This window comes from Pseudomonas sp. Pseusp88 (assembly GCF_047303955.1).
GTDB lineage: Bacteria > Pseudomonadota > Gammaproteobacteria > Pseudomonadales > Pseudomonadaceae > Aquipseudomonas.
In genome coordinates this window covers 83,200-106,782 of record NZ_JBGLYM010000016.1, presented here as the reverse complement: position 1 = coordinate 106,782, position 23,583 = coordinate 83,200, and the positions used below count along the sequence as shown (strand labels likewise).

Below are 23,583 nucleotides of genomic sequence, written 5' to 3'. Positions count from 1 at the left end.
CTTGACGTTTTTTTCACTATCGGTTCACGGTCTGGTGACGGTACGGCGCCCAGACTGCGCGATCCTCGGCCCTTGTGCCGGGCATCTCTCCCCTTCGAGCTGGATCAGCCATGTCGACCGCCTCTGAACTTCCGTACTCCCGTCCGTTGAATTTATGGCTCTACCTGGGCATTCCTGCCATTACGGCGGTTATTCTGCTACTGCTGGAACTGACTTCCCTGGATATGGATATCGCCAAACTGGCCTATGACCCGGTCGGTAACGACTTTATCGGCAAGCATAGTTATTTCCTGGAAAACGTCCTGCACGACCGCGCCAAGCAAGCCGTGATCGCCATGGGCGTATTCGCCGGTCTGGGGTTTATCGCCTCCTTTATAGTCAAGCGCCTGATGCCCTGGCGCCGGGAGCTGGGTTGCCTGGTGCTGTCGATGGCCCTGTCGACCAGTTTCGTCACGCCGATGAAAGCCGTGACAGCAGTGCAATGCCCGTGGAGCCTGGAAGAGTTCGGCGGCAAAGAGGTCTACAGCGAACTGCTCAGCAAACGCCCTGACACCGATAAGCCCGGCCGTTGCTGGCCCGGCGGCCATGCCGCAACCGGCTTTACCCTGTTCGCCCTGTTCTTCATCTTCCGCGACCGCCGCCCACGCTGGGCCAGGGCCGGGTTCGTGTTTGCCTTCAGCCTCGGCACCGTGTTCTCCGTGGGCCGCATGCTGCAGGGTGCGCACTTCTTCTCCCACAACGTCTGGACCGCAGTGTTTTGCTGGCTGATCTGCATGGGAGCTTATTACGCCGTGTTGTATCGGCCGGCGCCGAAGGCAGTGGCTGAACCAGCTACTGCCTGACGATGCATTATTTGCGCTGAAACGAGATCACATCATTAGCGCAGGCCAAAAAAAACCCCGCACAAGGCGGGGTTTTTTATAGGGGTAAGGCTGGCTTACATCATGCCGCCCATGCCACCCATGCCGCCCATGTCTGGCATACCGCCGCCAGCTGGTTTGTCTTCAGCCACGTCAGCGATCATCGCTTCGGTGGTGATCATCAGACTGGCAATGGAGGACGCCGCCTGCAGAGCAGAACGAGTCACTTTGGCCGGGTCCAGGATACCCATTTCGATCATGTCGCCGTATTCGCCGCTTGCAGCGTTGTAACCGAAGTTACCGGTGCCTTGCTTGACCTTGTCGACCACTACGCTCGGCTCGTCGCCGGAGTTGGCAACGATCTGACGCAGAGGTGCTTCAACAGCGCGACGCAGCAGAGCAATACCGACGTTCTGGTCAGCGTTGTCGCCACGCAGCTCGGAGATAGCCTGCAGGGAGCGAACCAGTGCTACGCCACCGCCAGGTACCACGCCTTCTTCGACGGCTGCGCGGGTTGCGTGCAGGGCGTCTTCAACGCGGGCTTTCTTCTCTTTCATTTCAACTTCGGAACCGGCACCGACCTTGATCACTGCAACGCCGCCGGACAGCTTGGCCAGACGCTCTTGCAGTTTTTCTTTGTCGTAGTCGGACGAAGTGTCACCGATCTGCTGACGGATCTGAGCGATACGCGAGTCGATGTCGCCACGAACGCCAGCACCGTCGATGATGGTGGTGTTTTCTTTGTTCAGCACGACGCGCTTGGCGTTACCCAGGTGCTCCAGGGTAGTGCTTTCCAGGCTCAGGCCGATCTCTTCGGAGATAACGGTACCGCCGGTCAGGACAGCGATGTCCTGCAGCATTGCCTTGCGACGGTCGCCGAAGCCTGGAGCCTTGACGGCTGCAACCTTGACGATGCCACGCATGTTGTTCACGACCAGAGTCGCCAGGGCTTCGCCTTCGACGTCTTCAGCGATGATCAGCAGTGGACGGCCGGCTTTGGCAACGGCTTCCAGTACTGGCAGCATTTCGCGGATGTTGGAGATCTTTTTATCGACCAGCAGCAACAGCGGGCTGTCCAGCTCGGCAACCATGGTGTCCGGCTTGTTGATGAAGTACGGGGACAGGTAGCCACGGTCGAACTGCATGCCTTCTACGACAGACAGTTCGTTTTCCAGGCCGGTGCCTTCTTCAACGGTGATGACGCCGTCTTTGGTCACTTTTTCCATGGCTTCGGCAATGATGTCGCCGATGGAATTGTCAGAGTTGGCCGAGATGGTGCCAACCTGGGCAATAGCCTTGGTGTCGGTGCATGGCTTGGACAGCTTCTTCAGCTCGGCAACGATGGCGATGGTCGCCTTGTCGATACCGCGCTTCAGGTCCATCGGGTTCATGCCGGCAGCGACGGCTTTCAGGCCTTCGTTGACGATGGCCTGGGCCAGAACGGTAGCAGTGGTAGTACCGTCACCGGCGTCGTCGTTGGCACGGGAGGCAACGTCTTTGACCAGCTGCGCGCCCATGTTTTCGAAGCGATCTTTGAGTTCGATTTCTTTGGCAACCGATACACCGTCTTTGGTGATCAGCGGAGCGCCGAAGCTTTTTTCGATGATCACGTTACGGCCTTTCGGGCCCAGTGTTGCTTTTACTGCGTCGGCCAGGACGTTAACACCAGCCAGCATTTTTTTACGGCCAGCATCGCCGAATTTAACTTCTTTAGCAGCCATGATCGTTATTCCTTGAATACTTGGTTCGTATGGAAATTCGCGGGATTACTTAAGCTTCGACGACAGCGAGGATTTCGTTCTCGCTCATCACCAGCAAGTCTTCACCGTCCACTTTCACAGTGTTGCTGCCGGAGTACGGACCAAACACCACTTTGTCGCCAACTTTCACGGCCAGTGCGCGCACTTCACCGTTGTCCAGAACGCGGCCGGTTCCCACTGCGAGGATTTCGCCACGGTTTGGCTTTTCAGCAGCCGAACCCGGCAGAACGATACCGCCAGCAGTTTTCGATTCTTCTTCGCTGCGACGGATTACGACGCGGTCATGCAGAGGACGAAGCTTCATTGTCGATCTCCTAATTATGGTTTTGAGCGGCTGGCGAACGGCACCAGCGAGTTAAAAAATCCGGTCTTGCCGGTTACGGTTCGCCATGCGAACCGCAGAATACGGTCCGGCGAATTCGCCAGAAACCTTGCGGTGACCCATACATAAGGGCGGGCGATGCCATTACAAGGCTTGGCCGAAGATTTTTTTGCAGTAAAAACAGACGCGGCACCCCGAAGGGTGCCGCGTAGACGTTGCCGGGACTACTTGTTGTCGCGGTGCTCGAACTCACCTTCGATGATGTCCGGCTCGCGGGTCGGGGCATGGATATTCCCCGAAGGACCGGCCTGGCCACCGTAGGCGGGTCCGCCACGGCTTTGCATATCCTCGGCGAAGGCGCGCTGGCGCTGGGCCTGGGCTTCGGCGCGACGACGCAGGGTACCGACCAGCAGACGGCGGGTGATCGGCAGCAGGCAGATCATGCCCAGTACGTCGCTGATAAAGCCCGGCAGCAGCAACAGGCCACCACCGACCGCAATCATCAGCCCTTCGAGCATCTGCTGGGCAGGCAGCTCACCACGGGACAGGCTTTCACGGGCGCTCAATGCGGTGGCAAAGCCCGCCACGCGGATGACGAACAAGCCAAGCATGGAGGTGGCGACCACCAGCAGGAAGGTCGGAAAGAAGCCTATGGCCATGCCGACCCTGACCAAAATAAACAGCTCCAACACCGGAAACAGCAGAAAGAGCAGCAAAAAAACGCGCATCGAATTAGTTCCTCAACGGAAGAGTGTCTTCCAGTAGACCCTACGTGCCGTCGCAGGATCGTGAATTCAAGCCTCTTGGGCTTCGAGATCGGGCCATTTTTCAGCGCGAGCCAGCTGAACCAAGGCTTCGCGCACTTGTGTCGGCGTATTACAAACCTGGCCGAAGGCCAACCAGTGGATGCCCTGACCGATACGCAAGTGCATGCCTTCGCTGTCGATGCCGACCAACTGCGCCGGTTCGTCGTTGGGCAAGCCGGTCAGCTCGACGTAATGAGCAATGGCCTTGGCGTGATCCTGATTCATATGTTCGACCATGCCGGTTTCGACCGCACCGGCAAAGGGATTGGCCAGGGCAACATCATCGAGCCAGTGAATCGCGCCGAAACCACCGATATAGCGATAGCGCACGGGGGTCAGCACCCAGAAATCAAAATCATGGGCGCGGTGATACTCGGCAGATTCGGGGAAATAACGGTCATAACGCCGGGCTGCCGCTTCTATTGCCGCCGGATCGGTCAACTGCGCAGCCTCGGCCAACACGGTGATACGGCCTACGGACTGAACATCCTCGGCGCCCCGCTCACCAATCAGCAGCGAGCATTTGGGGTCGAGTTTCAGGTTATGGGTGTGCTGGGCGATACGGCTGATCAGGATCAGCGGACGACCCTGATCATCGAGGCAGTAAGGCACTACCGAGCCAAACGGGAAACCGGGCATGGATTTGGAATGGGTGGATAAGGCACCCCGATATTCCTTGAGCAACAGCTCCCGGGCATTCCTCGCGGCTTTGGCGCTCATGCAGTGACTCCTGATCAAAGAAGTACACGTTAATCATTCTTGAAGGAGCGCGCCAGAGCGTTGGAGCGAGGCTTGCCCGCGATACGGCATTACCAACGATAAAAATGTATCGAATGTACCAACCTGTTCGCGGGCAAGCCTCGCTCCAACGAATATGACGCGTTCTTACCAGGTCACACCAAAGCCAGCCGTGTAGCGGGTCTTGTCCAGGTCGCCCTGGTCTGAGCCATTAATGGTGTTCTTCTCGGCCTTGAGGTTGAGCGAAGCCCAGTCGGTCACCTTGTAGCGCAAGCCCACTTCGGCATCCAGGCTATAGCTGGCCACGCCGCTCAGAGGTCTGCCGGCCTCGCCGTTGGTGAAGAACTCGAACTTCTTGCCAATCAGGTAGCGGTTATAGTCCCAGCGCAGGGTGGTGGAATAGAAGTTGTCCTTCTTGCCATCACGGTATTCGAAGTCGGTGCGGTTGAGCAGCGTGGTCATGGAGAACGCACCCAGCTCGTCGTCCCAGAACTGATAGCCAGGACCCGTACCAACGGTGCGCTGGCGGTCCAGGTCTTCGATCTTGTCGCGCTTGTAGGTAATACGGCCATCCCAGAAAAACTTCTCGGTCAGGAAGCGGTCGATCGAATATTCGGCGCTCCAGTTGTCCGTGGCGACCACATCATCCTGAGTCTCGCGGTTGTACTCGCCCTTGGCGTTGTGTCGCCAGTCGCCATGACGGGCCGTGGTCTTGAAGGCGATGTTGTAATCATCGGTATCGTTTTCCGCGTGCTGGAAATCCAGTGCGGCGTCGATATTGCCCTTCCATACCAGGTCAGTGATAACCGGTTTGGGCTTGATGATCTGCGAGATGCTGGCCAGCTCGACAGTTCGCGGCGCGTCACCGTTGGCAACAATCACTTTGCCGTCGTCGGAAGGTTTCAGTCCCTTGACGACTTCCTCGTCGGCTTTGCCTTGCTTGACCAACAGCTTCTGGTCGCTTTCAAGGGTCTTGATCTGTTTCCAGTCCAGGGGAATCGAGCCGCCATAAGAGGTTTCGATCATCATCTTGCCGCCGTCCAGCACTTTGATAGTACCGGTCAACCGGTCGCCGTTCTTCAACCAGACGGTATCAGCGAGCAGAGGAGTGGAAACGCAGGTAACAGCGAGGCACAGCAGGGTTCTGGACAACATAGGGCGTCAAGGCTCATGTCAGCGGAAAAGTAAGGCATCATCCCGGAAGACGACAACGAGGCAATCTGAGACCACCTACGGCACAGTAAGCACAGACCGTAGGACTTTTCTCTAGTTCCTTATGGGTTTTATTCGCATTTATCTCGATAAACACAGGAATACTCGTGAGCGAGACGATTTCGCCCCTTCAGGACCCCGCCGGTCTCTCCCCCGCCGACGCACGGCGTAACGCGCTGTATTTGACCCTGCATCAGGTCCCCGAGGGCAAAGTAGTCAGTTATGGCCAGTTGGCTGAACTGGCCGGCCTGGGCCGGGCGGCGCGCTATGTCGGTCGCACCCTGAGCCAGTTGCCCGACGGCACGACCCTGCCCTGGCACCGGGTTCTGGGCGCTGGCGGGCGGATCAGCCTGCCTCTGGGAAGCGTCTCCGGCGACGAGCAACGCGCGCGTTTGCGGGCCGAAGGCATTACCGTCCGGAACAATCGGGTAGATATGCAGCGTCATGGCTGGCGCCCGATAGAGCACAGCGGTTAGAGTGCGCCCTTTGTTTTCGTAACCTGAGGCAGATTTCAGCCCATGCCCCGTAAAACCTGGCGCGCCGCGCTCGCCGCATATGCCAGCCCATCGACGTTCGTTCTGCTGCTGCTCGGCTTCGCTGCGGGCATGCCTTACATGTTGGTCTTCTCTACCCTGTCAGTCTGGTTGCGCGAAGCCGGCGTGGCACGCGAAACCATCGGCTATGCCAGCCTGATTGGCCTGGCCTACGCCTTCAAGTGGGTCTGGTCCCCGCTGCTGGATCAGTGGCGCCTGCCTTTATTAGGCAAGCTGGGTCGCCGCCGCTCGTGGCTGGTGCTGTCCCAGAGCCTGATCATTCTCGGTTTGATCGGCATGGGTTTCTGTGACCCGCAGCAACACTTGTCGTGGTTGATCGCCATTGCCGTGGTCGTGGCCTTTTCCTCGGCGACCCAGGATATCGCCATCGATGCCTATCGCCTGGAAATCGCCGGGGACAGCCAGCAGGCCGCCCTGGCGGCCAGCTATATGTCCGGCTATCGGGTCGCGGCCCTGCTGGCGACGGCCGGTGCGCTGTATTTCGCTGAAGGCTTCGGTTCCACCGGCTTTGCCTACAAGCATTCGGCCTGGACCGGCACCTATGTACTGTTCGGTCTGTTGATGGTGCCGGCGCTGATCACCACCCTGGTCATGCGCGAATCGCCAGTGCCGTTGCGCACCCAGCTGTCGGCGGCGCGCTACGGCTTCATGCACCAGCTGGCCTCGGTTTTCGTGCTGATCATCCTGCTGGTGTCGGTACCGGCGATGTGCACACAGCTGTACAACACCAACTTCGCCAGCGTGCTGTTCGAGGGCAACAGCTGGATGGACCTGCTGCTGGAAGACCGCGCCTTTCTGCGGGCGATCCTCTACATCATTCTGACCACCGCCTGCCTGTCGTCTTTGGGCCGCAAGGGCCTGGCGCCGGTGCTGACGCCGATCAACGACTTCATCCTCCGTTACCGCTGGCAGGCTTTCCTGCTGCTGGGTCTGATCGCGACCTATCGCATGTCGGATACGGTGATGGGGGTCATGGCCAACGTCTTCTATATCGATCAGGGCTTCACCAAGGATCAGATCGCCAGTGTCAGCAAGATCTTCGGCCTGATCATGACCCTGCTCGGCGCAGGCTTCGGCGGCCTGTTGATCGTACGCTTCGGCATTCTGCCGATCCTGTTCGTCGGCGGCCTGACCTCGGCAGCGACCAACCTGCTGTTTCTGATGCTGGCCGACATGGGCCCGAACCTGAAGATGCTGATCGTTGCCATCTCACTGGACAACTTCAGCTCGGGGCTGGCGACCTCCGCGTTCGTCGCCTACCTGTCGAGCCTGACCAACCTGAAATTCTCGGCCACCCAATACGCCCTGCTCAGCTCGATCATGCTGCTGTTGCCGCGCCTGATCGGCGGCTACTCCGGGGTAATGGTGGAGAAATTCGGCTACCACAACTTCTTTTTGATCACCGCCCTGCTCGGCGTCCCGACACTGGTGATGATCCTGTTGCAGTGGGCCAAGGAAGCGCGGGAGACGCGGCGCGAAGAAGCTCAAGCGGAAGAACAACCTGAGTAGTTTTATGGGAGCGAATTCATTCGTGAAGGGCCGGTATAGGCGATACATCTTCATCGTCTGAACATCGCTTTCGCGAATGAATTCGCTCCCACAGGTTTGCGCTAACTACTACTCCTGCACCATCCGGATCACCCGCTGCGACTGCGCAACACTGATCCCCGCCTCTTTGAGGCGATCACGGGCTTCAACGTTGAACTGCGAGCTGACCGCGCCCATGTCGCCGGTCTTGGTCCAGACGCCCAGAGACAAGGTCACCGAGTTCTCATTCAAAGCCGCCACCACGGCCGCTGGCGCAGGATCTTCCAGTACCCGCGGGTCCTTGGCCATCTCCATCAACACGTCCAGCCCCTTGCGCAGATCGCTGTCCGGATCGACGTTGATGTTGAAGTTGATCTTGCGGGTCGCCTGGCGGTTGGTGTTGGTGATGATGCCGTTGGACAGGTTGCCGTTGGGCAGGATCACCGTCTTGTTGTCGCCGGTACGCAGCACCGTATGGAAAATCTGGATGCTGTCCACGGTCCCCGCTACCCCTTGGGCTTCGATCCAGTCACCGATGCGGAATGGGCGAAACAGCAGGATCAGCACGCCACCGGCAAAGTTCGCCAGGCTGCCCTGCAACGCCAGGCCGATGGCCAGGCCCGCAGCGCCAATGGCCGCGACGAAGGAAGTTGTCTCGATGCCGATCATCGAAGCCACGCTGACGATCAGCAGTATCTTCAGGATGATATTGGCCAGGCTGCTGATAAAACCTTGCAGGGCCAGGTCAGCATTACGCAGGGCGAGCAAGGCACCCACCCGCGAGGTCAGCTTGTTGATCAGCCACCAGCCGACGATCAGCGTCGCAGCGGCCAACAGCACGCGGCTGCCGTACTGCATGACCATGGGAATCCAGGCCTGGGACACCTTCACCAGGTGATCCACTTCATTACTCAAGTCCATCGTGTTTCTCCTGCGGGTCGCAAACTGAACGTTGAAACGACCGCCGCAGCCAATCGTTTCAACGCTTTACATGGCCTCGGACGCCCTTGGGCAAAGGAGGTTCCCCGCCACCAATCAGTCGCGGAAGTTGTTGAACTGCAAGGGCATACCGAACTCGTGGGTACGCAGGGCGGCGATGGCGTCCTGCAAATCATCACGCTTCTTGCCGGTGACACGGACCTGCTCGCCCTGAATGGCAGCCTGTACCTTGAGCTTGGCATCCTTGATATGCGCAACGATCTTCTTCGCCAGTTCTTTATCGATACCTTCCTTGAGGGTAGCTTCCTGCTTCATCACTTTGCCGGAAGCAAAAGCGTCCTTGACCTCAAGGCACTTGATATCGATCTTGCGCTTGATCAGGGCCAGCTTGAGGATTTCGATCATCGCTTCCAGCTGAAAGTCGGCTTCAGCGGTGAGGTTGATGGTCAGGTCCTTGAATTCGAAAGAACCTTTGCCTTTGAGGTCATAGCGACGATCCAGCTCTTTGATAGCGTTATCGACGGCATTAGTGACTTCGTGTTTATCCAGCTCGGACACTATGTCGAACGAGGGCATGTCATTTCTCCAGTGACTGGGCATACCTGATATTCAGTTCCAGGCACGCCTTATGTGGCGATTTAAAAGAGGCGTTAGTATAACGAGACTTTTCAAAGCTTCACGGTGAGCCTGCAATGCCGATTCGCTATTTATCCTTCACTTTCAGTGCAGTAAGCCTCTAATGCCAGTCATCTGGCATATCCTTGGCATTGGCAGCCTTGGCAGTTTATGGGCCGCACGCCTGGCTCGCGGCGGCTTGCCGGTGCGGCTGATGCTGCGCAATGACGCACGCCTGGCAGCCTATCAAACCCAGGGCGGCCACCTGACGCTGATCGAGGACGGTCGCGAGCACCCCATCACTATCAGCGCGCAAACCATCGCCAGCGACGAGCCGATTCGGCGCCTGTTAGTCGCCTGCAAGGCCTATGACGCCGTGCCTGCCGTGCACAGTATCGCCAGCCGCCTGACAGCGGACGCCGAGGTGATCCTGTTGCAGAACGGCCTCGGTAGCCAGGACGCAGTTGCTGCCGCCCTTCCCCGGGCCCGCTGCATCTTTGCTTCAAGTACCGAGGGCGCGTTCCGTCCACGGGACTGGCAGGTGGTCTTCGCCGGACGCGGGCATAACTGGCTCGGCGATCCAACTGAGCAAGCCGCACCCCGTTGGCTGAACGAACTCAGCGACGCCGGCATCCCTCACGAGTGGAGCTGCAATATCCTCGCCCGCCTGTGGCGCAAACTGGCGCTGAACTGCGCGATCAACCCGTTGACGGTACTGCATGACTGCAACAATGGCGGCCTGCTGGGCTATCCCGAAGAGGTCAGCGCGTTGTGTGATGAACTCGCCGGCCTGCTGCAGGCCTGCGGCCAGCCTGAAGCTGCCCAGGACTTGCACGGCGAGGTGCAGCGGGTGATCCAGGCCACCGCCGCCAACTATTCGTCGATGTATCAGGACGTCGCCCACGGCCGCCGCACGGAAATTCGCTACCTGCTTGGCCATGCCTGTGCAGAAGGGCAACGCCTGGGTTATCCCCTGCCCCGGCTGAACCTGTTGCAGGCGCGCCTGATCGAGCGACTGGGCCAACGCGGCGTGCGCGTTGACTAGAACAGCGCTACCCTGCCTGCTTGTTCTCTTGTGGGTGACGTCGCCTCATGCCATTGCGCCAGCGTCTTGAAAACCTGCCGGTCGGCCAGAAGCTTCTGGCCGCCCTGCTGGTCTTGTTAACCACCGTTCTCTTGGTGGCCAACCTGACTTTTATCAGTGCCGCCTATTACATTTCCCAGGAAGCCATGGCGCCCCAGGCGTTGCAGACCATCGGTCGCCTGATCAGCAATCCGGGCCTCGCCAGCCAGGCGCTGGATTCGCCCGAAGACGCGCAAAGCCTGCTCAAGGAGCTGAACAATTACAGTCCCTTGCGCGCTGCGGCCCTGTACGACAATAACGGCGAGCGTCTGGCGCAGTTGCAGGAAGGCAACAAGATCAAGCTGCCCGAGCACTATCACAACGTTGAAGCCTGGCGCATGACCGAGTTTCGCAGTACCCAACTGGTCCAGGTGCCGCGTCCCGGCAAAGCGCCGGGGCATCTGCTGCTGGTCGCCAGCAGTGAATTGCCGACTGCGTTCTATACCGGCACTCTCACCGCCAGCCTCGGCATCCTGATTTTCAGCGTGCTGTTGTGGCTGGTCGTGGCCCGGCAGATTCGCCGCCTGATCACCGAGCCGATCTACCAACTCGAAGAGCTGTCGCGTCAGGTCACCCGGGAGGAAAACTACGCCCTGCGCGCCGAACGCGGCAATCACGACGAGATCGGCAGCCTGGCCGCAGCGTTCAACACCATGCTGTCGCGCATCGAAGCGCGGGAGCAACAACTCAAGCGCGCCCGTGACGAGTCGCAGGACGCCTCTGATCAGGCCCAGGCCCTGGCCGAGGAAACCCGCCACACCAACCGCAAGCTGGAGCTGGAGGTCAAGGTTCGCAGCAAGATCGAGAAGAAGCTCACCGGCTTTCAGAACTACCTCAACAGCATCATCGACTCCATGCCCTCGGCCCTGATCGCCCTGGACGAACAGCTCTACGTCACGCAGTGGAACCAGGAAGCCGGGGCGCTTTCCGGCACGCCTCTGGATGAAGCGCTGAATCAGCCAATCTTCCTGGCCTTTGAGCCGATGAAGGCCTTTCTGCCGCAAATCAAACACACGGTCGAAAGCCATAGCGTGACCAAGATCGAGCGGGTGACCTGGATTCGTAACGACGAACCGCGGCACTACGCCCTGACTTTCTACCCCCTGACCGGCGGCGCCGGGCGCGGCGTGGTGATCCGTATCGATGACATCACCCAGCGCCTGTCCCTGGAAGAAATGATGGTGCAGTCCGAGAAGATGCTCTCAGTGGGTGGGCTGGCGGCGGGCATGGCCCACGAAATCAACAACCCCTTGGGGGCGATCCTGCATAACGTGCAGAACATCCGTCGACGCCTGTCCCCGGATCTGCCGAAGAACCTGGAACAGGCCGAGCAGACCGGCATCACCCTTGAGGCAGTCAATCAGTACCTGGAAAGTCGCGAGGTACCCAAGCTTCTTGACGGGATCCAGCAGGCTGGCGGCCGGGCGGCGAAGATCGTCAGCCACATGCTCAGTTTCAGTCGCCGTAGCAATCGCGAAATGGCGCCTTGCGATCTGCCCGCACTGATCGATCAGGCCGTGGAAATCGCCAGTAACGACTTTGACCTGGCCATCGGTTTCGATTTCAAGGGTCAGGCGATCATTCGTCAGTTCGACCCCGAGCTGGGCCCGGTCCCCGGTACTGCCAACGAACTGGAACAGGTGCTGCTCAACCTGCTCAAGAACGCCGCCCAGGCGATCCATCAGCGCGACGACGACAGCGAGCCAGGGCGCATCATCATGCGGACCCGGCTCAATCCGCCGTGGGCCGAAATTCAGGTCGAGGACAACGGCGTCGGCATGCCTGAGCAGGTGCGCAAGCGCATCTTCGAGCCGTTCTTCACCACCAAGGAAGTCGGCCAGGGCACCGGGCTGGGCCTGTCGGTGTCGTATTTCATTATCACCAACAACCACAAGGGCCAGATGGAAGTGCAGTCGACCCAGGGACAGGGCACTTGCTTCACCTTGCGCCTGCCCCTGTCCGGCAGCACCGTCAACGTGCCCCAGGCCATCATTTCTCAGGTTTGAACAGGAGTCGGCTACATGGGTTTTCGCTTGTCGAAGATTTACACACGTACCGGAGACAAAGGCGAAACCGGTCTCGGCGACGGTCGCCGGGTGGCCAAGGACCATCCGCGGGTCGAGGCCATTGGCGAAGTCGATACGCTCAACAGTCAGTTGGGTCTGTTGTTAGCCGGGCTCGCGGAACAGGCTCAAGCCCTGCCGGGACTGCGTGAGCTGATCACGGTCCTGGAACCTTGCCAGCACCGCTTGTTCGATCTCGGCGGTGAGCTGGCGATGCCGACCTATCAGGCACTGAATCAAGCCGAGGTCGAGCGTCTGGAAGCGGCTATCGATCTGTGGAACGAAGAACTCGGGCCGCTGGAAAACTTCATCCTGCCCGGCGGCTCAAGCCTGATCGCCCAGGCTCACGTCTGCCGCAGCCTGGCCCGGGGCGCCGAAAGGCGGTGTCAGCAGCTCAATGCCGTCGAACCGTTGGGCGAGGTGGGGCTGGCCTATATCAATCGCCTGTCCGACCTGCTATTCGTCGCGGCGCGGCTGATTGCACGGCGTCAGGGGATTGCCGAGATATTGTGGGAGGCGGCGAAGAAGCCCTAGATAGAGACTTCTATGGTGGGAGCATTGTGGGAAATTCTATGTTCACGCGCTACTGTGGGAGCGAATTCATTCGCGAAAGCTTTATTCCGGACGCCGCCAATGTGTTGGATGTACTGGCCCCTTCGCGGATGAATTCTCCACAATTTTCAAACGACTACTCCCAAAAAATATCATTACTCTCCGGGCCAGAAGGCCCTGATACCCGCCACCCCCTGCGCCCCGTTATCCCACGCACGGCTGCGTTCATCCGGGCCGACACCGCCCAGCAGAAATACCGGCTTGCTGAACCCGGCAATCAGCTCGCTTGCCAGCTCCCAACCCAATGGCACTGCCTCGGGATGGGTCTGGGTCGGTTGGACCGGCGATAGCGTGACGAAATCCACCCCCATCTGCTCGGCCAGGCTCAGTTCTTCGGCGCTATGGCAGGACGCTGCCAACCAGCGCTCTTCAGGGAACGGACGGCCCTTACTGGCGTATTTGCGCAGCTGCTCGGCAGTGAGGTGCCAGCCGGCGGCCGGGAAGTCACCCAGCCACTCCAGCGGGCCTTTGAGCATCAGTTGTGCCTTGCCAGCACACAGGCCGACGGCATCCACTGCCAGATCGCGGTATTGCGGGTCATAGCGGTTTGGCGCGCGCAGCTGGATCAGCTTGATGCCACCGGCAACAGCTTTCTGAATACCGCGCAGCAGCTCGCCGTTGTCCAGATCGTCCGGGGTGATCAAATAGTCGGATGGCAGGCGCGCAGCGGCGACAATCGGTTGATTCGCCGCCGGGAAGTCGTAGTTGGTCAGTTCGCGGTTGCTGACCCAGGCCAGTGGCTGGCCTTCAGCACCGTGGGGCTCGCCGGTGAAGGAGGAGACCTCCCAGACATCCAGCAACACCTGCTTGTCCGGGTAGTCGTGCTGGATCTTGATCAGCGGTCGGGCACTGCTGACCGCAATACCCAACTCTTCCTTGAGTTCACGGGCCAGTGCCGCCTTGACGCCTTCACCCGCCTCGACCTTGCCGCCGGGAAACTCCCAGAGACCGCCCTGATGCTGGGTGTCGGCGCGGCGGGCGATAAGAATCCTGCCGTCGGCACCGCGAATAACCGCCGCCGCTACATGAACGCGTTTCACAATTAACCTTCCTCGAGAGCAGCCTGTTGCCAGCGCTTGAAGGCCGGCCACTGGTAGATCGTTTCAACATAGGCCGCCGCCTGCGCAGGCAACGACACATGGTAGCTGCGCAGGCGCACAGCCACTGGAGCAAAGAACGCGTCGACAATACCGGGCTTGCCGAACAGGAACGGTCCGCTGTCAGCGGACGCTTTGCGGCACTCGGCCCACAGAGCAATTATCCGCTCGATATCGTCCTGGGTATTGACCGAGATGAACTCAGGCTCGGCGTCATGACGCAGATCCATGGGCATATTCGAGCGCAGGCTGGTGAAGCCGCTGTGCATCTGCGCTGCCGCCGAACGCGCCTGGGCACGAGCCGCGATGTCCCTGGGCCAGAGTTCAGCGTCAGGGAAGCGCTCGGCCAGGTATTCGGCGATCGCCAGGGAGTCGACGATGGTGCCGTGTTCGCACTTGAGCGCCGGGACCTTGCCCGAGGGTGAATGTTCGAGAATGCGTTCGGCGGTATCGACCTGATTCAGGCGGATGATCTGCTCGGTGTAAGTAGTGCCGAGCATTTCCAGCACCAGCCACGGACGCAGGGACCATGAGGAGTAACGTTTGTCGCCGATGAACAGGTGCAGGCTCATATTCGCAGTTCTCCAGAGAGCATGGGAGGGAATCGTGGGAGCCAATTGTGGTTGGGGGTGCTGTGGGAGCGAATTCATTCGCGAATGAGGCCATTACATCCGATAGACAGTTGTCGCCTGGAATGCCGCTTTCGCGAATGAATTCGCTCCCACAATCGCTACCACAGTATTCGCCTCTACCCGGTCAAGCCGGTTTTACGTGCGGTATTCCGCGTTGATCTTCACATATTCGTGGGAAAGATCGGTGGTCCAGATGGTTTCGCTGCAATCACCACGGCCCAGTTCGATACGGATGGTGATTTCTTCCCGGGCCATCACCGCAGAGCCCTGCTCTTCAGTGTAGGTCGTGGCACGGCAACCCTGACGGGCGATACATACATCGCCAAGGAACACGTCGATCTTGCTCACATCCAGATCCGGCACGCCGGCACGGCCGACGGCGGCGAGGATACGGCCCCAGTTCGGGTCGGAGGCGAACAGCGCGGTCTTGATCAGTGGCGAGTGGGCCACCGTGTAGCCGACGTCCAGGCACTCCTGGTGGTTGGCGCCGCCGTTGACTTCCACGGTGACGAACTTGGTCGCGCCTTCACCGTCACGGACGATGGCCTGGGCCACTTCCATGCACACTTCGAAAACGGCCTTTTTCAGGGCTTCGAAGACCGGGCCCTTGGCTTCGGTGACTTCTGGCAGCTTGGCCTGGCCGGTGGCGATCAGCATGCAACAGTCGTTGGTCGAGGTGTCGCCGTCGATGGTGATGCGGTTGAACGACTTGTTGGCGCCGTCGCGGATCAGGTCCTGCAACACGCTCTGGCTGACTTTGGCGTCGGTGGCGATGTAGCCGAGCATGGTCGCCATGTTCGGGCGGATCATGCCCGCGCCCTTGCTGATGCCGGTCACAGTGACGGTCACGCCGTCATGCTGGAACTGGCGGCTGGCGCCCTTGGGCAGGGTATCGGTGGTCATGATGCCGGTAGCCGCAGCCGCCCAGTTATCCACAGACAGGTCGTCGAGGGCCGCTTGCAGGGCGCCTTCGATCTTTTCCACAGGCAGTGGCTCGCCGATTACACCCGTGGAGTAAGGCAGTACGGCACTGGCATCGACGCCGGTCAGCTCGGCCAGTTTGGCGCAGGTGCGGGTCGCGGCGATCAGGCCCGGCTCGCCGGTACCGGCGTTGGCATTGCCGGTGTTGGTCAGCAGATAACGCACAGGGCCTTGCACACGTCGCTTGGCCAGAATCACCGGGGCTGCGCAGAACGCATTGAGGGTGAAGACCCCGGCCACGCTTGAGCCTTCGGCACAGCGCATGACCACGACGTCCTTGCGCCCTGGGCGCTTGATGCCCGCCGAAGCGATGCCAAGTTCAAAACCGGGGACCGGGTGCAGTGTCGGCAAAGGACCAAGACCAACAGCCATGAAGTGCGCTCCTTGAGAATCAGCTGGCGCCGTCCAGTGACGGCAATCGATGAAAAAACGCCGCGACGGCAAAGCCGGTCGCGGCGCGGATACTACAGACCCAAGTCAGAACGTTAGCTGATCTGACCGTGACAGTGCTTGAACTTCTTGCCCGAACCACACCAGCACAGCTCGTTGCGACCCAGTTTCTGGTCGTTGCGAACCGGCGCTGCGGCGACGGCAACATCCTCGCCCTCTTCCGCCACCAGTGCTTCGGGCTGATCCAGGCCTGGCGCTGCGGCATGTTCAAACTGCATGCGTTGGGCCAGTTCTTCGGCTTCGCGGCGCAGACGGGCTTCTTCTTCGGCCGGGTCTTCGCGACGAACCTGAACGTGGGACAGGACACGGATGGTGTCGCGCTTGATCGAGTCCAGCAATTCCTGGAACAGGGTAAACGACTCGCGCTTGTATTCCTGTTTCGGGTTCTTCTGGGCATAACCACGCAGGTGGATACCGTGGCGCAGGTGATCCATGGTCGACAGGTGGTCTTTCCACAGGTCGTCCAGAACGCGCAGCAGGATCTGCTTCTCGAAGGTCCGCAGCGCCTCGGCACTGGCCTGCTCTTCCTTCTCGTTGTAGGCCAGCAGCAGCTCATCGAGCAGTTTGGTGCGCAGGGTGTCTTCGTGCAGGTGATCGTCTTCGTCCAGCCATTGCTGGACCGGCAGCTTCACGCCGAAGTCGCTGCTGATGGCCGCTTCCAGACCGGGGATATCCCACTGCTCGGGCAGCGATTGCTCAGGGATGTGCTGGCTGATCAGGCTGTTGAGGACTTCTTCGCGGAACTCGGCAATGGTGTCACCAATGTTCGTCGCAGCCAGCAGGCTGTTACGCATGTGGTAGATCACTTTACGCTGCTCGTTGGAAACGTCATCGAACTCGAGCAGTTGCTTACGAATATCGAAGTTGCGGCCTTCAACCTTGCGCTGCGCCTTTTCGATGGCGTTGGTCACCATGCGGTGCTCGATCGCCTCGCCGGATTGCATACCCAGCGCCTTCATGAAGTTCTTCACCCGGTCAGAGGCGAAGATGCGCATCAGGCTGTCTTCCAGGGACAGGTAGAAACGGCTGGAACCGGTGTCACCCTGACGACCGGCACGACCACGCAGCTGGTTGTCGATACGGCGGGATTCGTGACGCTCGGAGGCGATCACATGCAGGCCGCCGGCTTCGATGACCTGCTGATGACGCTTCTGCCAGTCGGCCTTGACCTGGGCGATCTGCTCCGGGGTCGGGTCTTCCATGTTGGCGACTTCGACTTCCCAGTTACCGCCCAACAGGATGTCGGTACCGCGACCGGCCATGTTGGTAGCGATGGTCAGGGCACCCGGACGACCAGCCTGGGCAATGATCTCGGCTTCCTTTTCGTGGAACTTGGCGTTGAGAACCTTATGCTCGATGCCTTCGCTGTTGAGCAGGCGCGACATGTGCTCGGAGGTCTCGATGGTCGCCGTACCGACCAGTACCGGACGGTTCTCGGCCAGACAGGCCTTGATGTCGGTGACGATGGCGGCGTACTTCTCGTCCGCCGTCAGATAGACGAGGTCGTTGAAGTCCTTGCGTGCCAGCGGCTTGTTCGGCGGGATGACCATCACGGCCAGACTGTAGATCTGGTGGAACTCGAACGCTTCGGTATCGGCCGTACCGGTCATGCCGGACAGCTTGTTGTACAGGCGGAAGTAGTTCTGGAAGGTGGTCGAGGCCAGGGTCTGGCTTTCGGCCTGGATATTCAGACCTTCCTTGGCTTCGATGGCCTGGTGCAGGCCTTCGGACAGACGACGGCCCGGCATGGTACGACCGGTGTGCTCGTCGACCAGCAGAACCTGGCCGTCCTGGACGATGTATTCAACGTTGCGGTGGAACAGCTTGTGCGCACGCAGACCGGCATAGACGTGGGTCAGCAGGCCCAGGTTGTGCGCCGAGTACAGGCTTTCACCAACAGCCAGCAAGCCGACTTCGGTCAGCATCTCTTCGATGAACTGGTGACCGGCTTCGTTCAGCTCGACCTGACGGGACTTCTCGTCGATGGAGTAATGACCGGCCTTGGTGACCTGGCCTTCCACTTCCTCGATATGCTGCTCGAGTTTCGGGATCAGGCGGTTGATCTCGGTGTACAGCTTGGAACTGTCTTCGGCCTGGCCGGAGATGATCAAAGGCGTACGGGCTTCGTCGATAAGGATCGAGTCCACTTCGTCGATCACGGCGAAATTCAGCTCGCGCTGGAATTTTTCATCCAGGGCAAAGGCCATGTTGTCGCGCAGGTAATCGAAACCGAATTCGTTGTTGGTACCGTAGGTGATATCGGAGGCATAGGCGGCACGCTTCTCCTCGGGCGGCTGGAACGGCGAGACGATGCCGACGCTCAGGCCAAGGAATTCGTACAGCGGGCGCATCCAGTTGGCGTCACGACGAGCCAGGTAGTCGTTGACTGTGACCACATGCACGCCCTTGCCGGACAGCGCATTGAGGTAGACCGCCAGTGTACCCACCAGGGTCTTGCCCTCACCGGTGCGCATTTCCGCGATCATGCCTTCGTGCAGGGTCATGCCGCCGATCAACTGGACGTCGAAGTGGCGCATGCCCATGACACGCTTGCCCGCTTCCCGCGCGACAGCGAAGGCTTCAGGAAGGAGGTTATCGAGGGTCTCGCCTTTGGCTATACGGGCCTTGAACTCTTCGGTCTTGGCGCGCAGTTGCTCGTCCGAAAGGGCCACCATTTGCTCTTCGAAGGCATTGACGATCTGTACCGTCTTGAGCATGCGTTTGACTTCACGCTCGTTCTTGCTTCCAAAAAGTTTTTTTAACAAAGGCGCAAACATATCGACAGGATCTTCCACACATAGGAATGGAGGGCGGCCCCGTGAGTCGCCCGTGCAGCCATCATGGCCGCATGCGAACGAGTATTCTACCCGGAAACGATGGTGAGGAAAGTGGCGTTATTCCACGATGCTGGCACAGCGCTGTAACGGGGCAGATCTACAATAGGGTCATTTCTTGGGACTTCAACCCATCAGAGGGTTAAAGCACGTTATTGATTTACCGATAAAATATCCCGAAACCCACGAAATCAGCAGGTCAGGGGCTTTCTGCTAACATGGGCTCCCGCTTTTTCCAGGTGCCGCACCATGGCTTTTCGACCTCATTCCGCTCGTCTGCCCGCCGTGCTGCTGCGCGAAGCCAAGCCGCTAAAAGCCATTTTTCGTCATGCCCAGCGCCTCGGTCAGTTGCAGAGTCTGGTGGAAAGTCAGCTGCAACCTGCTGCCCGCGAGCATTGCCACGTGGCGTCGTGGCGCGAAGGCACCTTGTTGCTGATTGTAACCAACGGCCACTGGGCCACCCGCCTGCGTTATCAGCAGAAGCGTCTGTTACGCCAGCTTCAGGCGTTCGACGAATTCATCAATCTGGACCGCATCCTGTTCAAGGTACAACCACCGACGGTCCCCCAGGGTGCGGCAGGTCATACTATCGATCTTTCCAGCGTCGCCGCAGAAAGCATTCAGGCCACTGCCGAGGGCATCAGCGATCCGAAATTGCGTGCGGCGCTGGAGCGATTGGCCAGTCATGCCAAGGCCCGAACCTAGCGCGGTTTTCCTGTTGTGGGGCCGGCTTTAGCCGGGAAGGCGATATCCCAATCCCATGGGTATCTATCGGGTGTACCGGCCTCTTCCCGGCTAAAGCCGGTCCCACCGAAACAACCAGAAACTATCGGCATAAAAAAAGGCCGCCCGAAGGCAGCCTTTAAAAAACAAAAGGAAAGAGGGGTCTTGCAGTCTTACACGGCCGCGACAGGACGCATGTAAGAAATCGGTGCCGTACTGGCATCTTCGAAGGTCACGACTTCCCAGGCGTCTTTCTGCTCGATCAACGTTCGCAGCAGACGATTGTTCAGTGCATGCCCCGATTTGAAGCCACGGAACTCACCAATCAGGCTGTTGCCCAGCAGGTAGAGGTCGCCGATGGCATCAAGAATCTTGTGTTTGACGAATTCGTCCTCGTAACGCAGGCCGTCTTCGTTGAGTACACCATCCTTGTCTACAACGATGGCGTTTTCCACACTGCCGCCGAGTGCGAGGTTGTGCTTGCGCAGGTACTCGATATCACTCATGAACCCGAAGGTCCGGGCGCGGCTGACTTCCTTGACGAAGGAAGTGCTGGAAAAATCCACGCTCGCACTTTGGGTGCGATCCTTGAAAACAGGGTGATCGAAATCGATCTCGAAACTCACCTTGAAACCTTCGAAAGGCACGAAAGTAGCGCGCTTGGCACCATCTTCCACTGACACTTCCCGCAGGATCCGGATGAATTTCTTCGGCGCGTCCTGTTCTTCCAGGCCTGCCGATTGAATCAGGAATACGAAGGGTCCCGCGCTGCCATCCATGATTGGAACTTCGGAGGCAGAGAGTTCGACGTAGGCGTTATCGATGCCCAGGCCAGCCATGGCCGAGAGCAAGTGTTCTACGGTGTCGACTTTGACATCACCGCTGACCAGAGTGGTCGACAGCGTGGTGTCACCGACATTTTCCGCACGCGCAGGGATTTGCACCACGGGGTCGAGGTCAGCACGACAAAACACGATGCCGGTATTCACAGGTGCAGGTTTGAGGGTCAGGTAAACCTTTTCCCCCGAGTGCAGGCCGACACCTGTGGCACGGATAATATTTTTCAGGGTGCGTTGTTTAATCATGGCATGGGCCGCTTCAGCGCAAGTTGCGAACTGGTATCAACAAAGGCTGGCGATAATAGCAGACCCGGCCTTTGCTGAACACCAATCACCCGAATACCCCTGATACATTTCATCAATCGGCCTGACGACGCAGGAAAGCTGGGATGTCCAGATAGTCCAGGTCATCGTTCGGGTTCATCTTCGCAGCCGTGGTAGCGCCTGCATGAGCCTGGTTACGCATCACGGTAGGACGCTCCAGATCGCGATAGTTGACCGAAGCGGCTTCCTGACGAGCAGCAGGCTGGGCCGACGCGGCTTGCGTGGTCTGCATGGTGTTGTCGATGACCTTCATCGGCTTCTCGATTTTCGCGCCCAGGCCGGTGGCAACCACAGTCACGTGCAACTCGTCACGCATGTCCGGATCGATAACGGTACCGACCTTGACCATGGCGTGCTCGGAAGCGAACGCTTCGATGATGCTACCCACGTCCGAGTACTCACCCAGAGACAGGTCAGGACCGGCAGTGATGTTGACCAGGATGCCGCGTGCGCCCTGCAGGTTGACGTCTTCCAGCAACGGATTGCGGATGGCGGCTTCTGTGGCTTCACGTGCACGGTTAGGACCGCTGGCGGCGCCAGTGCCCATCATGGCCATGCCCATTTCGCTCATGACAGTACGTACGTCAGCGAAGTCGACGTTGATCATGCCCGGACGCTTGATGATGTCGGAAATACCGCGAACGGCACCGGCCAATACATCGTCAGCCTTGGCGAAAGCCGACAGCAGGCTTGCGTCTTTACCGAGGATGGTCAGCAGCTTCTCGTTGGGGATGGTGATCAACGAGTCGACGCTTTCCGACAGCAGGCGAATGCCTTCGTCGGCGATCTGCATGCGCTTGCGACCTTCGAACGGGAACGGACGGGTCACCACCGCAACGGTGAGGATGCCCATTTCCTTGGCCACTTCGGCGATGATCGGCGCTGCACCGGTACCGGTACCACCGCCCATGCCCGTGGTGATGAAGACCATGTTGGTGCCTTGCAGGACTTCTGCAATGCGCTCGCGGTCTTCCATGGCAGCCTGACGGCCGACTTCCGGGTTTGCACCTGCACCCAGACCCTTGGTAACGCCGGTACCCAACTGCAGAATGGTCCGCGCGCCGATGTTTTTCAGGGCTTGAGCATCGGTGTTGGCGCAGATGAATTCCACGCCTTCGATGTTGCTCTTGACCATGTGGTTGACAGCGTTGCCGCCGCCACCACCCACGCCGATAACCTTGATTACCGGGCTTTGCGGGACGTTGTCTACGAGTTCGAACATTTTCCCTCTCCTTTCATTTTTCTGGTTGTTTCGCCTACTACCTGCCGCTACCACTTTTGAAGCTTTGAAACTGAATCAGAAGTTGCCCTGGACCCAACGCTTGAGTCGTTCCAGCACCGGCGCCTTGGGCTCATCGCTGTAGCCGCCGCTGTTGTGATGACTCATGCCGGACAGGGAAATACCGTCAGACTGCTTTTGCAGCCCGTACAGCAACAGGCCGACACCTGTGGAATAGATCGGGTTGCGCACCACATCGGCGAGCCCCTTGACGCTGTGCGGCACGCCGAGGCGTACCGGCATATGGAAAATCTCTTCGGCCAGTTCGACCGCGCCTTCCATTTTCGAAGTGCCACCGGTCAGCACGATGCCCGCCGGAATCAGGTCTTCGTAGCCGCTGCGACGCAGTTCAGCCTGGATCAGGGTGAACAGCTCGTCATAACGCGGCTCGACCACCTCGGCCAGGGCCTGACGCGACAGCTCGCGCGGCGGACGGTCGCCGACACTCGGCACCTTGATGGTTTCACCGGCACCGGCCAGCTTGGCCAGGGCGCAGGCGTAACGGATCTTGATTTCTTCGGCGTACTGGGTCGGCGTACGCAGGGCCATGGCGATGTCATTGGTGACCTGGTCACCGGCAATCGGGATCACCGCCGTGTGGCGAATGGCGCCTTCGGTGAAGATCGCGATGTCGGTGGTGCCGCCACCGATGTCCACCAGGCACACGCCCAGCTCTTTCTCGTCATCGGTCAGCACCGAGTAGGCTGAAGCCAGTTGTTCGAGAATGATGTCGTCGATTTCCAGGCCGCAGCGGCGCACGCATTTTTCGATGTTCTGCGCAGCGTTCACCGCGCAGGTCACCACGTGGACCTTGGCTTCCAGACGCACGCCCGACATGCCCAGTGGCTCGCGGACGCCTTCCTGGTTGTCGATCACGTAGTCCTGGGGCAGCGTGTGCAGCACGCGCTGATCGGCTGGAATCGCCACGGCCTGGGCCGCGTCGAGTACCCGCTCCAGGTCCGCAGCGCTGACTTCACGGTCGCGGATGGCGACGATGCCGTGGGAATTCAGGCTACGGATATGGTTGCCCGCCACACCGACGAACGCCGAGTGGATCCGGCAACCGGCCATCAGCTGCGCTTCTTCGACGGCGCGCTGGATCGATTGCACGGTGGATTCGATGTTCACCACCACGCCCTTCTTCAAGCCACGGGATGGATGCGTACCGATACCGACGATTTCCACCGTGCCATCGGCCGCGACCTCGCCTACCAGCGCCACCACCTTGGAGGTACCGATATCAAGTCCGACGATCATTTTGCCGCTTTGCACGTTTGCCATGGTCCTGCCTCT

General features: G+C 59.5%; 21 protein-coding genes. 7 read left to right on the top strand and 14 right to left on the bottom strand.

Annotated elements, in window-relative coordinates:
• The first annotated feature begins 110 nt into the window (after positions 1-110).
• Positions 111-842, top strand: coding sequence for a phosphatase PAP2 family protein (locus ACCD02_RS19770; RefSeq protein ID WP_413305354.1), 732 nt, complete (start codon positions 111-113; stop codon positions 840-842).
• A 95-nt stretch (positions 843-937) separates the two neighbouring features.
• Here the strand turns inward: ACCD02_RS19770 and groL are convergent, their stop codons facing one another.
• The 5 genes from groL to ACCD02_RS19745 form a co-directional block, all read right to left on the bottom strand.
• Entirely contained in the window at positions 938-2,581 is a 1,644-nt protein-coding gene (gene groL, locus ACCD02_RS19765; RefSeq protein ID WP_413305352.1) for a chaperonin GroEL, read from the bottom strand.
• A gap of 49 nt (positions 2,582-2,630) precedes the next feature.
• Entirely contained in the window at positions 2,631-2,924 is a 294-nt protein-coding gene (locus ACCD02_RS19760) for a co-chaperone GroES (protein ID WP_020292988.1), read from the bottom strand.
• A 242-nt stretch (positions 2,925-3,166) separates the two neighbouring features.
• The gene (locus ACCD02_RS19755) at positions 3,167-3,670 is read right to left on the bottom strand and encodes an FxsA family protein (RefSeq protein WP_259098413.1); all 504 of its coding nucleotides are present in this window, start codon (positions 3,668-3,670) and stop codon (positions 3,167-3,169) included.
• Positions 3,671-3,736: 66 nt separating this feature from the next.
• A complete protein-coding gene (locus ACCD02_RS19750; protein ID WP_413305349.1) occupies positions 3,737-4,468 on the bottom strand; it encodes a HugZ family protein in 732 nt (243 codons plus the stop codon).
• A 165-nt stretch (positions 4,469-4,633) separates the two neighbouring features.
• Complete coding sequence (locus tag ACCD02_RS19745; RefSeq protein WP_413305347.1) at positions 4,634-5,641, bottom strand: DUF481 domain-containing protein; 1,008 nt, start codon at positions 5,639-5,641, stop codon at positions 4,634-4,636.
• 164 nt (positions 5,642-5,805) lie between these two features.
• Between ACCD02_RS19745 and ACCD02_RS19740 the strand changes: the two genes are divergently transcribed.
• Positions 5,806-6,174, top strand: a complete 369-nt coding sequence (locus ACCD02_RS19740; RefSeq protein WP_413305345.1) for an MGMT family protein — start codon at positions 5,806-5,808, stop codon at positions 6,172-6,174.
• Positions 6,175-6,216: 42 nt separating this feature from the next.
• Positions 6,217-7,761, top strand: coding sequence for an AmpG family muropeptide MFS transporter (locus tag ACCD02_RS19735; protein WP_413305343.1), 1,545 nt, complete (start codon positions 6,217-6,219; stop codon positions 7,759-7,761).
• Positions 7,762-7,869: 108 nt separating this feature from the next.
• Here ACCD02_RS19735 and ACCD02_RS19730 read toward each other — a convergent pair whose 3' ends face one another.
• Together ACCD02_RS19730 and ACCD02_RS19725 are read right to left on the bottom strand one after the other, a co-directional pair.
• Positions 7,870-8,700: a mechanosensitive ion channel family protein gene (locus ACCD02_RS19730; RefSeq protein ID WP_413305340.1), complete on the bottom strand. Its 831-nt coding sequence runs from the start codon at positions 8,698-8,700 to the stop codon at positions 7,870-7,872.
• Positions 8,701-8,814: 114 nt separating this feature from the next.
• Positions 8,815-9,294, bottom strand: a complete 480-nt coding sequence (locus ACCD02_RS19725; RefSeq protein WP_413305337.1) for a YajQ family cyclic di-GMP-binding protein — start codon at positions 9,292-9,294, stop codon at positions 8,815-8,817.
• Between the two features lie 163 nt (positions 9,295-9,457).
• Between ACCD02_RS19725 and ACCD02_RS19720 the strand changes: the two genes are divergently transcribed.
• From ACCD02_RS19720 to ACCD02_RS19710, 3 genes are read left to right on the top strand one after another with little or no spacing between them, the layout of a single operon-like run.
• The gene (locus ACCD02_RS19720; protein WP_413305334.1) at positions 9,458-10,378 is read left to right on the top strand and encodes a putative 2-dehydropantoate 2-reductase; all 921 of its coding nucleotides are present in this window, start codon (positions 9,458-9,460) and stop codon (positions 10,376-10,378) included.
• 47 nt (positions 10,379-10,425) lie between these two features.
• Complete coding sequence (locus ACCD02_RS19715; protein ID WP_413305331.1) at positions 10,426-12,462, top strand: ATP-binding protein; 2,037 nt, start codon at positions 10,426-10,428, stop codon at positions 12,460-12,462.
• Positions 12,463-12,477: 15 nt separating this feature from the next.
• Entirely contained in the window at positions 12,478-13,053 is a 576-nt protein-coding gene (locus ACCD02_RS19710; RefSeq protein ID WP_413305329.1) for a cob(I)yrinic acid a,c-diamide adenosyltransferase, read from the top strand.
• A 173-nt stretch (positions 13,054-13,226) separates the two neighbouring features.
• On the opposite strand, the gene ACCD02_RS19705 is transcribed toward ACCD02_RS19710, so the two are convergent.
• The 4 genes from ACCD02_RS19705 to secA form a co-directional block, all read right to left on the bottom strand.
• On the bottom strand, positions 13,227-14,171 hold the full coding sequence (locus tag ACCD02_RS19705; protein WP_413305326.1) for a Nudix family hydrolase: 945 nt from the start codon (positions 14,169-14,171) through the stop codon (positions 13,227-13,229).
• Positions 14,172-14,173: 2 nt separating this feature from the next.
• The gene (locus ACCD02_RS19700) at positions 14,174-14,800 is read right to left on the bottom strand and encodes a glutathione S-transferase family protein (protein ID WP_413305323.1); all 627 of its coding nucleotides are present in this window, start codon (positions 14,798-14,800) and stop codon (positions 14,174-14,176) included.
• 195 nt (positions 14,801-14,995) lie between these two features.
• Positions 14,996-16,213, bottom strand: coding sequence for a bifunctional glutamate N-acetyltransferase/amino-acid acetyltransferase ArgJ (argJ, locus tag ACCD02_RS19695; protein WP_413305321.1), 1,218 nt, complete (start codon positions 16,211-16,213; stop codon positions 14,996-14,998).
• Between the two features lie 113 nt (positions 16,214-16,326).
• Complete coding sequence (gene secA / locus ACCD02_RS19690) at positions 16,327-19,068, bottom strand: preprotein translocase subunit SecA (protein ID WP_413305318.1); 2,742 nt, start codon at positions 19,066-19,068, stop codon at positions 16,327-16,329.
• A 306-nt stretch (positions 19,069-19,374) separates the two neighbouring features.
• Here secA and ACCD02_RS19685 point away from each other — a divergent pair, with 306 nt between their 5' ends.
• A complete protein-coding gene (locus ACCD02_RS19685) occupies positions 19,375-19,830 on the top strand; it encodes a DUF721 domain-containing protein (protein ID WP_413305315.1) in 456 nt (151 codons plus the stop codon).
• A 191-nt stretch (positions 19,831-20,021) separates the two neighbouring features.
• On the opposite strand, the gene lpxC is transcribed toward ACCD02_RS19685, so the two are convergent.
• The 3 genes from lpxC to ftsA form a co-directional block, all read right to left on the bottom strand.
• Positions 20,022-20,933, bottom strand: coding sequence for a UDP-3-O-acyl-N-acetylglucosamine deacetylase (gene lpxC / locus ACCD02_RS19680; RefSeq protein WP_259098385.1), 912 nt, complete (start codon positions 20,931-20,933; stop codon positions 20,022-20,024).
• A 112-nt stretch (positions 20,934-21,045) separates the two neighbouring features.
• The gene (ftsZ, locus tag ACCD02_RS19675) at positions 21,046-22,233 is read right to left on the bottom strand and encodes a cell division protein FtsZ (RefSeq protein ID WP_413305313.1); all 1,188 of its coding nucleotides are present in this window, start codon (positions 22,231-22,233) and stop codon (positions 21,046-21,048) included.
• Positions 22,234-22,308: 75 nt separating this feature from the next.
• The gene (gene ftsA / locus ACCD02_RS19670) at positions 22,309-23,571 is read right to left on the bottom strand and encodes a cell division protein FtsA (RefSeq protein ID WP_413305311.1); all 1,263 of its coding nucleotides are present in this window, start codon (positions 23,569-23,571) and stop codon (positions 22,309-22,311) included.
• Between the last annotated feature and the right edge of the window lie 12 nt (positions 23,572-23,583).

Excerpts from the sequence above, each read along its gene's own strand:
- ACCD02_RS19750 (WP_413305349.1), bottom strand. The coding sequence starts at position 4,468 with ATGAGCGCCAAAGCCGCGAGGAATGCCCGGGAGCTGTTGCTCAAGGAA.
- ACCD02_RS19735 (WP_413305343.1), top strand. The coding sequence starts at position 6,217 with ATGCCCCGTAAAACCTGGCGCGCCGCGCTCGCCGCATATGCCAGCCCA.
- ACCD02_RS19725 (WP_413305337.1), bottom strand. The coding sequence starts at position 9,294 with ATGCCCTCGTTCGACATAGTGTCCGAGCTGGATAAACACGAAGTCACT.
- ACCD02_RS19755 (WP_259098413.1), bottom strand. The coding sequence starts at position 3,670 with ATGCGCGTTTTTTTGCTGCTCTTTCTGCTGTTTCCGGTGTTGGAGCTG.
- ftsA (WP_413305311.1), bottom strand. The coding sequence starts at position 23,571 with ATGGCAAACGTGCAAAGCGGCAAAATGATCGTCGGACTTGATATCGGT.
- ACCD02_RS19745 (WP_413305347.1), bottom strand. The coding sequence starts at position 5,641 with ATGTTGTCCAGAACCCTGCTGTGCCTCGCTGTTACCTGCGTTTCCACT.
- ACCD02_RS19715 (WP_413305331.1), top strand. The coding sequence starts at position 10,426 with ATGCCATTGCGCCAGCGTCTTGAAAACCTGCCGGTCGGCCAGAAGCTT.
- ACCD02_RS19720 (WP_413305334.1), top strand. The coding sequence starts at position 9,458 with ATGCCAGTCATCTGGCATATCCTTGGCATTGGCAGCCTTGGCAGTTTA.
- groL (WP_413305352.1), bottom strand. The coding sequence starts at position 2,581 with ATGGCTGCTAAAGAAGTTAAATTCGGCGATGCTGGCCGTAAAAAAATG.
- ACCD02_RS19730 (WP_413305340.1), bottom strand. The coding sequence starts at position 8,700 with ATGGACTTGAGTAATGAAGTGGATCACCTGGTGAAGGTGTCCCAGGCC.
- ACCD02_RS19700 (WP_413305323.1), bottom strand. The coding sequence starts at position 14,800 with ATGAGCCTGCACCTGTTCATCGGCGACAAACGTTACTCCTCATGGTCC.
- ACCD02_RS19710 (WP_413305329.1), top strand. The coding sequence starts at position 12,478 with ATGGGTTTTCGCTTGTCGAAGATTTACACACGTACCGGAGACAAAGGC.
- lpxC (WP_259098385.1), bottom strand. The coding sequence starts at position 20,933 with ATGATTAAACAACGCACCCTGAAAAATATTATCCGTGCCACAGGTGTC.
- ACCD02_RS19685 (WP_413305315.1), top strand. The coding sequence starts at position 19,375 with ATGGCTTTTCGACCTCATTCCGCTCGTCTGCCCGCCGTGCTGCTGCGC.
- ftsZ (WP_413305313.1), bottom strand. The coding sequence starts at position 22,233 with ATGTTCGAACTCGTAGACAACGTCCCGCAAAGCCCGGTAATCAAGGTT.
- ACCD02_RS19770 (WP_413305354.1), top strand. The coding sequence starts at position 111 with ATGTCGACCGCCTCTGAACTTCCGTACTCCCGTCCGTTGAATTTATGG.
- ACCD02_RS19760 (WP_020292988.1), bottom strand. The coding sequence starts at position 2,924 with ATGAAGCTTCGTCCTCTGCATGACCGCGTCGTAATCCGTCGCAGCGAA.
- argJ (WP_413305321.1), bottom strand. The coding sequence starts at position 16,213 with ATGGCTGTTGGTCTTGGTCCTTTGCCGACACTGCACCCGGTCCCCGGT.
- secA (WP_413305318.1), bottom strand. The coding sequence starts at position 19,068 with ATGTTTGCGCCTTTGTTAAAAAAACTTTTTGGAAGCAAGAACGAGCGT.